General features: G+C 37.9%; 12 protein-coding genes. All 12 read right to left on the bottom strand.

The annotated features are described in order from the left end of the window. Positions 1-311: 311 nt before the first annotated feature. A complete protein-coding gene (locus PQQ29_RS00640) occupies positions 312-1,382 on the bottom strand; it encodes a phosphomevalonate kinase (RefSeq protein WP_003743309.1) in 1,071 nt (356 codons plus the stop codon). After that, positions 1,372-2,343 (bottom strand): diphosphomevalonate decarboxylase, encoded by a 972-nt coding sequence (mvaD, locus tag PQQ29_RS00635; RefSeq protein WP_041918343.1) that lies wholly within the window; start codon positions 2,341-2,343, stop codon positions 1,372-1,374. The genes PQQ29_RS00640 and mvaD overlap by 11 nt, the downstream gene beginning before the upstream one ends. Continuing rightward, a complete protein-coding gene (gene mvk, locus PQQ29_RS00630; protein WP_003772714.1) occupies positions 2,300-3,268 on the bottom strand; it encodes a mevalonate kinase in 969 nt (322 codons plus the stop codon). The genes mvaD and mvk overlap by 44 nt, the downstream gene beginning before the upstream one ends. A gap of 141 nt (positions 3,269-3,409) precedes the next feature. Beyond that, positions 3,410-3,928, bottom strand: coding sequence for a spermidine N1-acetyltransferase (speG, locus tag PQQ29_RS00625; protein ID WP_003725621.1), 519 nt, complete (start codon positions 3,926-3,928; stop codon positions 3,410-3,412). Between the two features lie 15 nt (positions 3,929-3,943). Continuing rightward, a complete protein-coding gene (gene cls, locus PQQ29_RS00620; RefSeq protein ID WP_003759452.1) occupies positions 3,944-5,458 on the bottom strand; it encodes a cardiolipin synthase in 1,515 nt (504 codons plus the stop codon). A 134-nt stretch (positions 5,459-5,592) separates the two neighbouring features. Then, complete coding sequence (gyrA, locus tag PQQ29_RS00615; protein ID WP_003772715.1) at positions 5,593-8,121, bottom strand: DNA gyrase subunit A; 2,529 nt, start codon at positions 8,119-8,121, stop codon at positions 5,593-5,595. 94 nt (positions 8,122-8,215) lie between these two features. Continuing rightward, positions 8,216-10,156, bottom strand: a complete 1,941-nt coding sequence (gene gyrB, locus PQQ29_RS00610; protein WP_003772716.1) for a DNA topoisomerase (ATP-hydrolyzing) subunit B — start codon at positions 10,154-10,156, stop codon at positions 8,216-8,218. A gap of 48 nt (positions 10,157-10,204) precedes the next feature. Further along, complete coding sequence (recF, locus tag PQQ29_RS00605; RefSeq protein WP_010990153.1) at positions 10,205-11,317, bottom strand: DNA replication/repair protein RecF; 1,113 nt, start codon at positions 11,315-11,317, stop codon at positions 10,205-10,207. Positions 11,318-11,323: 6 nt separating this feature from the next. Next, positions 11,324-11,542 carry a S4 domain-containing protein YaaA gene (gene yaaA, locus PQQ29_RS00600; protein ID WP_010990152.1) on the bottom strand — a complete coding sequence of 73 codons (219 nt, stop codon included), beginning with the start codon at positions 11,540-11,542 and terminating at the stop codon, positions 11,324-11,326. A 179-nt stretch (positions 11,543-11,721) separates the two neighbouring features. Further along, positions 11,722-13,065, bottom strand: coding sequence for an MATE family efflux transporter (locus PQQ29_RS00595; RefSeq protein WP_033533735.1), 1,344 nt, complete (start codon positions 13,063-13,065; stop codon positions 11,722-11,724). A 108-nt stretch (positions 13,066-13,173) separates the two neighbouring features. After that, on the bottom strand, positions 13,174-14,319 hold the full coding sequence (gene dnaN / locus PQQ29_RS00590; protein ID WP_003772721.1) for a DNA polymerase III subunit beta: 1,146 nt from the start codon (positions 14,317-14,319) through the stop codon (positions 13,174-13,176). 193 nt (positions 14,320-14,512) lie between these two features. Then, a complete protein-coding gene (gene dnaA, locus PQQ29_RS00585; RefSeq protein ID WP_003759425.1) occupies positions 14,513-15,868 on the bottom strand; it encodes a chromosomal replication initiator protein DnaA in 1,356 nt (451 codons plus the stop codon).

Here is a 15,868-nt window from a genome sequence, read left to right as displayed (position 1 = left end):
AATGTGTATTTTTGCGCAAAAATACCATTACCGGAGTGCTGAAAGAAGCTTTTTAGAACTCCTATGTAACTGAAAAAATGCTTTACTATTTGATTCTTTTAAAAAAGCTCACAAACTTTTTTCTGAACTGATTAGCATTTTTAGAATCACTATGTTCATACTCTAACTCATTATATCTGATTTAATACCTTAGTTCAAAAACCTGATATATTAAATATTTCACAAACTTTCATTCTGTTCACTATTCCCTAGATTGTGAAATTCGAAACAAAAAAGCAACAAACTATTTATTTTAGTTTGCTGCTTAAAATTTATTCAGTAATTTGAACTCTCCCTGTATGGAAAGGTAAATGTTTAATACCAAGCTTTTCCCACTCATTGACAAGTTTTTCGGCTAGTTCTTTCGTTTTCGAGAAAGCTATTCCGCAGTCGCCACCACCAGAGCCAGATGATTTTCCTGCGCCGCCCATGTTTTCGGCTGAGTCCGCGAGTTCTTTTAGCAAGCTTGTTTCAATATTTACGCCAGCTTTTGTTCCGAGTTCTTGAAGAATGCGCCGATTTTCTTTAATAGATGAATAGAGCAATTCCTCGTCTTTCGTATGGAAAGCTTGAATTATTTGCTTCATAATCTCATTATTTCTAGTTAAAAAATGTTGATAATTCTTGCTATCTTCTTGCTTAAATGCATGAATTTGCGAAACTAGTTTTCCAGTACTTACAGGTGTGCCCGTCCAACCTACAGAAAAAGTCGGTACTGGTTCTTCTAATGTTTCAATTTGAAGCATTGGCCAAGGCTCTTTCATAAACCATTCGAGTGATTTATAAGCCAAACGATGCTTCACCCATTCTTGATCAAACGTCGTATAAGCAATCCAGCCGCCATACATACAAGAAGCAATATCACCACAAGAACCATTACCTTGCACAACTAAATGTGAAAGGGCAGCTAGTTTGAATTTTTTAAGCATTGATATTTCTGGATAAAATTTCGTCATTAACGCGTTGATTACAGCAACCGTAGCCGCTGCGCTTGAACCGAGTCCATATTTTGCGCCAGACTGATCGATTAATTCTGTTTCAATGACCATCTTCACAGGAGTTAGTTCTATACCTTCTGATTTTAGGAAAGTTGTCGCGATATTAATTGCTTCAGCTGTAAATGTCCAATGTTCCCCGTCTGGTTTAAGTTCTCCGCCAATTGGCCATGAAACTGGATTTTCATAATGTGGAATCCATAATTCATTGCGTTCACTATCTTCAAGAGTTAGCGTTATATAACGATTAACTGCAGTTAGAATGGCTGTGTGACCGGATTCTACCACCGCATACTCACCAGCAACATATAATTTTCCGGGTATTTTAACCTGTAGTTTATTTTTCATCTGATATAACACTCGCTTCCTTACCAGCGTGGCAAATTAGAACGTTTTTAGCCAAACCTGACAACTTCTCTGCTACAATATTTTCATTTTCACGCTCACAAATAACTTTAACATTTGGACCAGCATCCATTGTGAAATAGGCTGGTATGCCGTTTTCACGCAATTCTCTAACTGCATCCATTATTTCTAGCGACAAAGGTTGAAAATAAGTGAAAGGAGGCTCTGCACCAAGCGTTGTCGCATGCATTTTCATTCCGTTTCGTTCTGTGATTTCGCCAACTTTGATGAAATCTTCCTCCAAAATAGCTTGTTTCATTTCTTCCAAGTCTGTTTCAGCAGCAGAAACCCATTTTTCGAAAAACGGAGATGTTTCCACAGTTAGGCGCATTCCATCCCGACTAGAAACTTTCTTTTCTTTATCAGAAACGACTGCGACTACAAGAGACATTTTGTCACATAATTTATTGGTGAAAGGTACTGCAAATGAATCACTACCGTCCGCGAGTTCGCCTTTTTCCCAAATGACAAAATCTCCGAAAACGGAACGAGAAGCAGAACCAGACCCGAAACGAGCCAGTCTGGAAATGTATTCTTTTGTGTCTTTTCTGCCAGCAGCGCTAGATCCAGCAAGCGCAAGAGCTGCAAATGCAGAAGCCGATGAAGCAAGCCCGGCCGCAGTTGGAACGTGATTTTCGGAAGTGATTTTTGCTTTTGCTGAAATACCGAATTCTTCACGCATTTTATCTATAAAACGAGCTACTTTTGCATCCGTTTTTTGTTCATTATTTAAAATAAATGTATCCTGGGCTAAGTTTTCGTCCCATTCTACCGTTGTTTTTGTATAAAATTTATCTACCGTGAAGGATAAACTACTGTTTGCAGGTAGAATCAAGTGTTCATCGCGTTTTCCCCAGTATTTAATTAGCGCCACATTCGTGTGTGCGATGGCTGTCGCTCTCATAACTACCTTCTCCAATCGTAAAAATCCATTCTTGTGCAGCTCCAGCATTATGAAGCGCCTTCGTTATTTGTTTAGCGATTTCTTGATTTTTTGCTACAGCGATAATACATCCGCCTCTACCGCCACCTGTAAGTTTTGCCCCGTCCGCGCCATTACTTCTAGCTACTTTAATTAATTTTTCTAAACTGCTATCACTAACTGTCAAAGTTTCCAAATAAGATTGAGCTTTATTCATTGCAGCACCTATCTTCACAGTGTCAGCATCGCCTTCTAAATGCAACTTTATTTCCCGGGAAATATCACCGAGTTGGTGGATTATTTTTCCTATTTCAGCTTGATTTTCTTTGTATAAAATTTGCACATCTTTTACTGCATCTCTGGTTTCACTTGGAACGCCAGTATCTGCTACTACAAAAGTAATTTTTTTAGGAAAATGCATAATTTCTAGTTTTCGATCTCGCTCATACCATACGGGCTTTTCACTCACGACTGTAATCGCATCAACTCCACTAGCATTTCCGTGGGCAATTTTTTCTGCTGCATTTACAATTGCTAATAGTTTTTTAGAGTCTAATTCTTGATTGAAGTATTTATATAAGCCACGCGCAATACTTGTTGCTACTGCAGCACTTGAACCTAATCCTCGGCCAATCGGAACGCCTGAAGTTACATGAATAGATACATTTTCACCATTACCAATTTCATTTAAAACATCTACTACTAATGCTTTGATTCCTGCTAAGAAATCAGGCATATTTTCTAAATCACCTGTAAAAAATGCCGAAGAAAATTTGGTTTTTGTAGAAGTTTCTACATTTGTCGTTACTATTGCTTGTGTAAATGGGACTGAAATCGCCGGTTCTCCGTATACAACTGCATGTTCTCCGCATAATATCATTTTAGCTGTCCCAATGCCTGTAGCCAATGCACGCCAATCCTTTCTCCATCAAAATAATACAAACTTTAATACTTCATGATACCATAATTTTTTCACTAAAACCTTATTATAGAACTTTTTTTGACCCAAAACAATGACTGGCGCAACTTTTCCCACGCCAATCACCTTTTAAATATCCATTTCTTGATATTGATGTTGAAAAATACACATCCGAATTGCATCGTGGTATGTTCCATCAACAAAAAATTCATCAATTAGCTCGCCTTCACGAATAAAACCAACTTTTTCATAGACATGAATTGCTTTTTCATTTACTTTATCAACTACTAAATATAGTTTATGCAGGTTTAGTACATGAAAAGCATATTTCATCGCGAGTTTTGTGGCAGAAACAGCGTAACCATGCCCCTGAAACTTAGGATCAATAATAATTTGAAATTCCGCTCTCCGGTGAATATAATCAATTTCCATTAACTCAACTAGTCCAACCATTTGACCATCTAATTCTAAAATAAAACGGCGCTCTGATTGGTCGTGAATGTGCTTATCATATAGCTCCTGAAGCTCGACAAATGCCTCATATGGCTCTTCAAACCAGTAAGACATAATTTTCGCATCATTATTTAACCGGTGAACAAATTTTAAATCTTCTCGTTCAAGCGGTCTAAGTTTTAAATCTCCACTCATTTTTCCACTCCTAAATTATAAAATTGGTGATAGTAAACTGGATAGAACTTCTTTTATACGAGTCAATAATGGTTTATTTTCCATATCTTTCATCGTAAATAGTCGGCTATCTTCAAAATCTTTCTTAAAATCACGTTTTAAATGAAGCATAGCCTCACTTTCATCATATAAGAATACCATTAATTCATGATTCAATCTAAAACTTCGCACGTCAAAATTGGCAGTTCCAATAGCCGCACGTGTTCCGTCCACAAGCATTGCTTTTGCATGAACAAAAGAGTCATCGGCATAAGCATACATTTTCGCGCCTGCTTCAATCATCGTTTTTACATAAGCATTACTTCCGTGGAATGAAATCCCGCGATCGCCTTTTCCAGGAATAATAACCCGTACGTCGACACCACTCATTGCAACCCGGCGAATAACCGCAAGAGCCTCCTCATCTGGAACAAAATAGGGCGATACAATCCAAACTGATTCTTTAGCGGAATCAATCAAATCAAGCATCGAATCACGAACCCATTTTTCTTTATCATATGGTCCGCCGTATATCACTTGCGCCCATTCATCACCTACATCAACTGGTGAAAAATATTGTTGTAATCCAGCTTCACTAATAAATTGATCAGCAGCCCCAGCCTGATTTTCCATATAAATCCAATCATTTAGAAAAGATTCTTGAAGTTCGATAACAGCCTGTCCTGTGATTTTCATGTGTGTATCACGCCAGACACGAAAATCTGGTGTATTAGAGCGATATTCTTCCCCAATGTTAAGTCCACCTGTAAAGCCAATTTGTCCGTCAATCACAACAATTTTACGGTGATTTCTTAAGTTGGCTGTTCTTACAATCCAAGGGGAGGCAATTGGGTCAAATGCGTGAATACTAACTCCAGCTTCTTTCAAAGGAGCTAAAAAGGCTTTACTCAGTTTGCTTGATCCAAGACCGTCAAACATAAACCTAACCTCAACACCGGATTTCGCTTTTTCCACCAAAATATCACGAATCTCTGTAGAAATCGCATCCGTTTTAAAAATGTAATATTGAATGTGAATATGGTTTTCAGCCTTTCTAAGCGCGTCTAGGAGCACTGGAAAAGTTTCCTCACCATTTGTTAATATTTCAATTTTATTTCCCTTAATCGGCTCTATGGACGTTAAATGCGCAATTCTTTTAGAAAGCCTTGGTAATTTTTCATTGGTGTTGTTTGGAATTGCATGAATCGCATTAATTAATTTAGCTTTTTCCATCACTTGAGCTGTACTGAATTTTCTAGTTGCTGGATTTCTACCAAACACAAGGTAACTAATTGTTCCAAGCACTGGCAAAATGAAAATAACGGCAATCCAAGCGACTTTTGAGCTAGTATTCCGCTGATCGAACAGAAGTAGCCGAATTGCGATAATAACCCCGCATAGTTGGATGATTCCACTTGTTATTAAGAATAAGATAGCTGCTTGGTTGATTAAAACATATTCCACTAAAAATAAAACTACTGCTATAAACAGAAATTGGACCAGTTTGCGCATTTTTTCAACTCTTCTCTTTTTTAGACGTATTAAAGATATTATACATAAAATACAGCCAAAAAGCGCTTTTTAATGCTGAAAAAAAGCTGGAAAATCATTCTAATTCATAAATTAGAGTCATTTCCAGCTTCGTTTTATTCTTCTATGTCGCTTCCAGGAGCATCTTCAAAACTTTCATCAGGAACTTGTGTGATTAGAGTTTCGTCGATTTCTTCCTCAAGCTCAACTTCATCTTCTTCTTTTGGCACTTTTGCAACAGTGGCTACTTTTTCATCTTCATCAAGGCGAATTAGTTTGACGCCCATTGCGCTACGACCAGTTTGAGAAACAGTATCGATTTCAAAACGAATTAATACGCCACTCACGGTCATTAACATTAAGTCCTCTTCACCAGTAACAGTTTTCATTGCTACTAAATTACCGTTTTTCTCAGTAATTGTAACGGTTTTAACACCCATACCACCACGATTACGTAGCGGATACTGGGAGGCTGGCGTTTGTTTACCATATCCTTTTTCTGTTACAACGAGTACTTTTTCATCGTCTTCTAGTACTTCCATACCAATAACTTCATCGTCTTCACGAAGTCTAATACCACGGACACCGGCAGCTGTACGGCCCATTACGCGGATATTTTCTTCTGGGAAGTAGATAGATTGGCCATGTTTCGTTGCGATAATCATGTTTTTGCTACCATCTGTCATTTGAACAGAGATTAGTTCATCGTTTTCGCGAAGTTCTACAGCACGAAGACCACTTTGACGGATTTTCGCAAATTGAGAAAGGGTGGTACGCTTCACGACACCGTGTTTAGTAGTGAAGAATAGGTAGCTGTCATCAGTGAATTCGGATAGATTTATCACGGCATTCACTTGTTCTTGGCTTTCGATTCCAAGTAAGTTGATGATTGGAATACCTTTCGCGGTACGACCGTATTCAGGTACTTCATAACCTTTTGAACGGTAAACTTTACCCGTGTTAGTGAAGAATAGTAACGTATCATGCGTGCTCGTTGCAACAAGGTGCTCTACGAAATCATCTTCATGAGTAGACATACCTTGAATACCACGACCACCACGACGTTGGCTACGATAAGTTGATAATGGTAAACGTTTAATATAGCCACGTTTAGTTAGCGTAATCGCCACTTCTTCTTCAGGGATTAAGTCTTCATCTTCAAGGCTCACTAAATCACCAGCCAAGATTTCAGTACGACGTTTATCCGCATATTTAACTTTGATTTCTTCTAATTCTTCACGAATAATTTCAAGAATACGCTCATCATCAGCTAAAATGGCTTTTAAATCGTTAATTAATGCCACTAAGTTTTGATATTCTTCTTCAATTTTTTCGCGTTCCAAACCTGTTAAACGTTGCAAACGCATATCTAAAATGGCTTGCGCTTGTTTATCAGAAAGGTTGAATTGAGTCATTAAGCCTTCTTTGGCTACATCAGAAGTTTTTGATCCACGAATTAATTTAATAATCGCATCAATATTATCAAGCGCAATTCGTAAACCTTCTAAAATATGAGCACGCGCTTCTGCTTTACGAAGCTCAAATTCCGTACGGCGACGAATAACTACTTTTTGATGTTCTAAATAATGATAAAGGATTTCTTTTAAATTAAGTACTTTTGGATGATTGTCGACAAGTGCCAGCATATTAATACCAAAAGTGGTTTGAAGTGCTGTCATTTTGAATAAGTTATTCACGATAACACTTGCGCTAATATCACGACGAACTTCAATGACAATGCGCATTCCGGAACGGTCAGATTCATCGTTTAGAGAAGTAATTCCGTCAATTTTTTTCTCACGAGCTAGTTCGGCAATACGCTCAACTAGGCGCGCTTTATTTACTTGGTAAGGAATTTCGGTAATAACGATTGTTTCTTTACCATTTTTCTTTTCTTCAATATCAACACGACCGCGAACGGTAATAGAACCACGACCGCTTTCATAAGCACGGCGAATTCCGCTACGACCCATAATCATCCCAGCAGTAGGGAAGTCGGGTCCTGGAATATGTTCCATTAGATCACGAATACTAATTTCTGGATCATGACTAAGGGCTAAAACGCCGTCAATTACTTCACCCAGATGATGGGTAGGAATATTCGTAGCCATACCAACCGCAATACCTGACGAACCATTGACAAGTAAGTTAGGGAAACGTGCTGGCAAAATAACTGGCTCACGTTCTGAACCATCATAGTTATCAGCATAATCAATTGTGTCTTTGTTGATATCGCGCAGTAGTTCCATCGAAATTTTTGACATACGTGCTTCCGTATAACGCATCGCTGCCGCCATATCACCATCGACAGAACCAAAGTTACCATGTCCATCAACTAGCATATTACGATAACTAAAATCTTGCGCCATCCGAACCATTGTAAAATAAACCGCTGTATCGCCGTGGGGGTGATACTTACCAATAACTTCCCCAACAATACGTGCTGATTTCTTATACGCTTTATCAGAAGTCATACCTAGGTCATTCATCGCATATAAAATTCGACGGTGAACTGGTTTTAATCCGTCACGAACATCTGGTAGGGCGCGGGCAACAATTACACTCATCGCATAGTCTAAGAATGATGTCCGCATTTCTTTATTCAAGTTTATCTCTGTTATTCGTTGATTTGGTGTTTCTGCCATTGTTAGAGAAACCTCCCTTTCAAAAGTAAGGCTGAATCTAGTTCATACCTTTTAAAAACAATTAATAACCCAATTATTACCCGGGAAATATTTATTAAACATCCAAGTTTTTAACGTATTGCGCGTTGTCTTCAATGAATTTACGACGAGGTTCCACGCGGTCACCCATCAACATTTCAAAAGTTTCATCGGCATCAATAGCGTCTTTGATATTCACTTGAAGTAGTGTACGGTGTTCTGGATTCATGGTTGTATCCCAAAGTTGCTCTGGGTTCATTTCTCCAAGACCTTTATATCGTTGAATGCTGTATTTAGTGTCTCCATCAAGGCTTGCTAGATAATCTTCTAATTGTCCGTCACTATATACGTACTCGATTTGTTTACCATGCTTAATTTGATAAAGCGGTGGTTGTGCAATATAAATATAACCTGCATCAAGCAGAGGACGCATATAACGATAAAATAGCGTAAGAAGTAGTGTACGAATATGTGCACCATCAACGTCGGCATCAGTCATAATAATTAATTTGTGGTAACGAGATTTAGAAACATCAAAATCTCCACCAAAACCAGTACCCATCGCTGTAAAAATAGTTCGAATTTCTTCGTTAGCTAAAATACGGTCTAAACGAGCTTTTTCCACGTTCAAAATTTTACCACGAATCGGCAAAATCGCTTGGAATAAACGGTCACGACCTTGTTTAGCTGAACCACCAGCTGAGTCACCCTCAACGATGTAAAGTTCGCTAATTTCAGGGTTACGGGAAGAACAGTCAGCTAATTTACCAGGTAAGCTAGAAATTTCTAGACCACTGCTTTTACGAGCAACTTCACGGGCGCGCTTAGCAGCCAAACGTGCACGAGAAGCCACAACGCCCTTCTCAACGATTTTTTTAGCTACATCTGGGTTTTCCATCATAAATTTATTTAAAGCCTCAGAAAACAGCTTATCCGTGATAGAACGAGCTTCTGAATTTCCAAGTTTTGTTTTTGTTTGTCCTTCAAACTGTGGATCTGGGTGTTTGATGGAAATAATAGCAGTTAAACCTTCACGAACATCTTCACCGGAAAGATTATCATCACTATCTTTAAATAATTTATTTCGGCGCGCATAGTCGTTAATAACCCGCGTTAAAGCCGTTTTAAATCCAGATTCGTGAGTTCCGCCTTCATACGTATGAATATTATTCGCAAATGAAATGATATTACTTGAGAATCCAGTATTATATTGCATGGAAATCTCAACCATAATGTCATCGCGTTCGCCTTCCAAATAAATTGGTGGCTCATGGATAACGTCTTTTGCTTTATTTAAATGCTCCACGTAAGAACGAATTCCGCCTTCATAGTGGAAATCTTTACGAACTTTGTGCTCTTCACGCTTGTCTTCAATCGAAATAGTTAAGCCACGATTCAAGAAAGCAAGTTCGCGCGTACGAGTACGAAGCGTATCAAAATCAAATTCTGTTGTTTCAGTGAAAATTTGTGGATCTGGCGTAAAGTGAACAATAGTTCCACGGTAATCTGTTTCACCTTGTACTTCCATATCCATGACTACATCACCGCGTTCAAAACGTTGGTAATATTTTTGTCCTTCACGGTGAACGTATACTTCAAGGGATGTGGAAAGGGCATTAACTACCGATGCACCAACTCCGTGAAGTCCGCCTGATACTTTATATCCGCCGCCGCCGAATTTACCGCCGGCATGAAGAACTGTAAAGATTACTTCTACTGTTGGACGGCCGATTTTTTCGTTAATCCCAGTTGGAATTCCACGTCCGTTATCGCGAACAGTAATGCTGTTATCAGCTTCAATTGTAATTTCAATTTCAGTACAGAAACCAGCAAGGGCCTCATCTATTGCATTATCAACAATTTCCCATACAAGGTGATGGAGTCCACGTTGGCTAGTTGAACCAATGTACATACCAGGTCTTTTTCTTACTGCTTCTAAGCCTTCTAGTACTTGTATTTGATCTTCGTTATAATCTGAAGCACTTTCATGTACATTTGTAATATTTTCTTCTGACATTAATTATTCCACCGCACTTTCTTTTTCATCAAATTATATTAACCTAAATTAGGATTTTTTTACTGTACCTTTTTCTACATAAAATGTCGTTGCTTGTCTAAGCGTATTGTGGTCGATTCCGCTCGTACTTGTGGTTGTTACAAAGGTTTGTACTTTTCCTTCAATAGCTCCGAGCAAATGCGATTGACGATAATCATCTAGTTCACTGAGCACATCATCGAGTAAGAGAACCGGATATTCACCAGTTTCTTCATGGATAAGGTCGATTTCCGCTAATTTCACAGAAAGTGCCGTTGTCCGCTGTTGGCCTTGTGAACCAAAATCTTGCACATTTTGCCCATTAATATAAAACAGAGAATCATCCCGATGTGGCCCAATAAGTGTGACACCACGGTCGATTTCTCTTTGTTTGATTGATTCCATTTTTTGAAGTAAATCAGCTTTCCACACTTCGGGATCGTCCCCATTAAGGGTGACAGAAGCTTTATACTCGATTTTAAGTGTCTCTAATCCTCGTGAAATTTGGTGATGAATTGGCGCTGCATATGCCTCTAGTTTTTGAATAAAATCAGCTCGTCTTTTCGTCAAATTAATGGCGACATCTGCAAATTGCTCTGTTAAAATATCAAGCAACATTGGATCAACTTTACGTTTCATTTGCAACATCTTCAAATATTGGTTTCGTTGCTGCAAAATCCGCTGATATTCACTTAAATTATGCAAATAAATCGGCTGCATCTGTCCGATTTCCATATTTAAAAATCGGCGCCTAACTCCTGGAGCACCTTTCACAAGCGATAAATCTTCTGGGGCAAAAATAACCACGTTTAAATTACCAACATATTGGCTCAATTTCTTTTGTTCCAAATGGTTGACCTTAGCTCGCTTGCCTTTTTGGGTGATAGCAAGCTCTAAAGGCACTGTTTGCCCGCGCTTCACTACTCGCCCTTCCATTTTGGCTTCTTCTTTTTCCCACATAATAAAATCTTTATCATTGGTTGTCCGATGTGATTTTGCAAGAGCAAGCATCAACACAGCTTCCAAAAGGTTGGTTTTACCTTGTGCATTCTCTCCAAGGAAAACATTCACAGACGGGGAAAATTCTAGTTCTAAGTTTTCATAATTACGGAAATTTCTTAAAACAATGCTTTCTAAATGCATCTGCTATTATCCTTGCTCAATTTTCACTTTTCCAACACCAGGAACTAAGATAACATCGCCATTACGAAGCTTTTTCCCCCGGCGATTATCTTGCTCTCCGTTGATGTAAATCGTATTTTCACTAAGGTACGCTTTTGCCATTCCTCCAGTTGAAACTACATCAATCATTTGTAAAAGTTGACCAAGCGTTACGAACTCACTATTTATCTTTACTGTTTCAGCCAAAAATTTCACGCCCAATCTTTTTTTATCACTACCTTCTATTTTACTAAAGTTTTGCTAATAATACAAAGAATATTTTCATATATTCGTTTTTCAGCTTTTTTTAGCAAAACTAATGGGGGGATATTATTTATTAAAAAAAAGAAAATATGAGCTTCTGTGGCGTTTTTTTATTAAAATGGTTATTTTCGTCGGATAACTGCCTTTTTTTGCCAAGCTCCTGATTTATATCGCCATACTCCGAGCATCGTCGCGGTGATCCAAGCAACTGGGGTCGCCCACCAAAGCCCAACATAACCAATATAAAGGGATAAAATAAATCCGATAGCAAGCCTTGAAACTAACTCGAAAATCCCCATTGCTAAAGGTACCATCGCATCTCCAGTACCACGCAAAGTTTCCCGCACAACAAATAAAATCCCTACAACGACGTAAAATAGCGACACTATAAGTAAGTAACTCACACCAATATTAATAACTTCTGTCTCGCTAGAATCTACAAATAGTAATAAAAATTGCCGAGCGAAAAGTTGAACTAAAATCGTTATTCCAATGCTGATGGCTGTAACTACTTTTATTCCTGACCAAAAACCTTCGCGAACACGATCAATTTTTCCAGCACCGATATTTTGACCAGCAAACATCGAGGAGGCAGCTCCAAAGGCAATTCCTGGTTGATATGTAAGTGAATCAATTCGACTCGCTGCAGTATATGCCGCAACAACGGACGAACCAAAACCATTAATTAAACTTTGAAGTGCCATATTCCCGATAGAAATAAATGATCCTTGTAAACCAGAAGGAAGCCCAATTCGCACCATTTCTTTAAGTAGTGGGGTGGAAAGCTTGAATTTGGCACGCTCTATTCGCATAAAAGGCACGTGGCGATAAGCATAGTAAATAACGGCAATTGCTGCAGCTGTTTGGGATAAAACCGTTGCAATCGCAGCACCGCGAACGCCCATACCCATATAAACAACAAATAAAAAATCTAATGCAATATTCATTAAAGACGATAAAATCAAAAAAATCAGCGGTGTAATCGAATTTCCAAGAGCTCGAAGTATCGCGGCCATCCCGTTATACAGACTCATCGGTAAAATCCCAATAAAAAGAGTGGTTAAAAAGATAGTAGAATCATCCAAAATATTAGCAGGTGTTCTAAGTAAAATAAGAAGTGGCTTCGCAAGTAAAACGCCAGCAATAGTTAAAATAATCGCCGAAAAAACCACCGCATACGTTGCAGTAGCAATTACATCTTTTAAACGATCATAATCTTTAAAACCAAAATACTGCGCTACTACGACAGAAATACCGCTCATAAGTCCAATAATCAAAGAAATCATAAAAAAATTGACTGAGTTTGTCGCCCCAACAGCAGCAAGGGCATCTACACTTACAAATTTCCCGACAATAACGGCATCAATCATCGTATAAAATTGCTGAAATAAGTTTCCAATCAACATCGGCATCGCGAATAAAAAGATTAATTTTGTCGGGTTACCTGTTGTCATGTCTTTCATCATGCTAAGAATTACCTCCATTTGCATAAATATACATTTTTATTCAAAATCTGTACTATAACAAAAAAAGAATCCGCCTTGAAACCAAGACGGATGTGCTTTTTTGCGAGATTAGTAAGTTCTAACCGGCGTGATTAATTGTAAAATTTCATTTGGATTAGTAGCATCTTTTGGTCGAAGTACGAAAGGTCTCATTGTGCCAGAGAAGGAGATTTGAATATCATCGCCTTCAAATGCGCGCAATGCATCCATCATGTATTTACCGTTAAAGGATATTTTAATTTCTTCACCAGTAAAGCTTTGACTAAAGACATTTTCCGAAACATTCCCAACTTCAGGAGAGTTAGAGGATACTTCAACTTGTCCATTTTCAAGGGTCATTAATTTAATAACGTTATTACGGTTTTCGCGAGCAAGTAGGGAAGCACGGTCAATCGCTTGTAAAAATGCTCTGGAATTAATGACAAGTTCTGATTTAGTATCAGTTGGAATTAAGCGTGATGTATCTGGGTAACTACCTTCCAGTAAACGAGAATAAAATAATAAATCTTTTAATTTAAATAGGATTTGATTATTTGCGAGTGTCATTTCAATGGATTCACTTGCATCGTCTAAAATTTTATTTAGTTCAGCTAAGCTTTTTCCTGGAATAACAATGTTGTATTCTTCGTCAATATTTGTTTCAAGTGGAATTTCACGTAATGCTAGACGATGACTATCGGTTGCAACTGCGCTAAGTTTGTTATCTTTAATAATCCAGTTAACACCTGTAAGCACTGGGCGAACTTCGATAGCAGAAACAGCAAAAACAGTTTGTCTAATAATGTTTTTAAGGACATTAATAGGAATTTTAATATTTTTACCATCAGTAACTTCTGGTAATTTAGGGTATTCCATTGGATCTAAGCCGTTTAGTGTAAAGGAAGCTTGGCCAGAACTAATGTTAGTTTGATAATTTGTAGTAACTTCAATTTCGACATTTTCTTCAGGTAAACGACGAACAATATCACCGAAGTACTTGGATTGAAGAACGATACCACCAAAACTTTCAACTTCTACAATTACTTCATCATTTTCGATTAATGGAATAAATGCTTCGATGGAAATATCAGAATCGCTACCGGTTAAAGTAACACCTTCATCATTTACGACTATTTTTATCCCCGTTAAAATTGGAATCGTTGTTCTTGCAGAGATGGCACGAGTAACTTCATTGACTGCTTGGACAAGACGATCACGCTCAATAACAAATTTCATGAGTATCCCCCATTTTTTTATATTTTGTAAAACCTCAAAAACCTTTAATTAATTAATAAAAAATCGTAGTAATAGTAATAGGCACTGTGGATTTGTGGATAAGTATGTTTTAAGCTATGCGACATAAAGTTTTCCACATGTTGATAACTTGTGGGTAAGTATGTTCCAGTTATCCACATTGTACACAGGTCTATTAAAACATATTTTGTGACTTTCTTAAATTTTTTTCAATTTCAGCAAGGTCATTTTTCAACACTTGATCGGTTTTTAGTAGTTGCGATATTTTTTCATGTGCATGGATGACGGTTGTATGATCTCGTCCACCAAATTCATCACCGATTTTTGGTAATGAGGCATCTGTAAGTTCTCTTGAAAGATACATTGCGATTTGGCGCGGGAATGCAATACTTTTCGTCCGTTTTTTTGCTTTAAAATCTTCCAAACGAACGTGGAAATATTCGCCCACTGTTTCTTGAATCCCACTAATCGTAATAACTTGTGATTTAGAAGAGGGGATAATATCTTTTAAAGCCTCAGCCGCAAGACCAGCTGTTATATCTTTATTAACGAGGGAAGAATAAGCAACTACTCGAATGAGTGCACCTTCTAGCTCGCGAATATTCGAATCAATTTGGTTTGCAATATAAAGCATGACTTCATTTGGAATATCAAGTCCGTCTGCTTTTGCTTTTTTACGTAAAATGGCGATCCGTGTTTCTAAGTCTGGTGGCGTAATATCAGTAATTAAGCCCCATTCAAAGCGGGATCTAAGCCGATCTTCCAGTGTAGGAATTTCTTTTGGTGGTCGGTCACTGGAAATAATAATTTGTTTTTGTTCATCATAAAGCGTATTAAATGTATGGAAAAATTCCTCTTGCGTTCCTTCTTTACCGGCTAAAAATTGAATATCATCAATAAGTAAGACGTCAACATTCCGGTATTTTGTACGGAATTCTTCGGTTTTATTATCTCGGATGGAGCTAATAAACTCATTAGTGAATTTTTCGCTGGAAAGGTACATTACTTTGGCATTATCTTTATGTTGTTGAACGTAATGGCCAACTGCGTGCATTAAATGTGTTTTACCAAGGCCAACTCCGCCATAAATGAAAAGCGGATTATACGCTTTCGCTGGTGCTTCGGCTACTGCAAGTGATGCTGCGTGGGCAAATCTGTTCCCTGAACCAATGACAAATGTATCAAAAACATAACGCGGATTAAGCATATGTTTTCCAATTTCAATACCATCTTCATCTAATGCTGGATTTGGTTTAATCACAGTGTATTCAAAGTTTTCTTCCTGCTCGCCATCAATAAAGCGGACATCAAATAAGCGACCAGTTATTTCTTGCAAAATGTTAGCGATAAATTGTGTGTAGCTCTTCTCTAACCAATCGCGTACAAAATTATTGGGCGCTGAAATAATAAACGTGTTACCTTCAAGTGAATGAGCGGTTGTTGATTTCATCCATGTATCGTAACTAGGTTTACTCATATTTTTTTTGACGATTTGCAGTGTTTCCTGCCAGATGTCTTCAATTGATTGCAC

Source organism: Listeria innocua (assembly GCF_028596125.1).
GTDB lineage: Bacteria > Bacillota > Bacilli > Lactobacillales > Listeriaceae > Listeria > Listeria innocua.
Note: the sequence above shows the minus strand (reverse complement) of the source record. Positions and strands in the feature narration are given on the sequence as shown.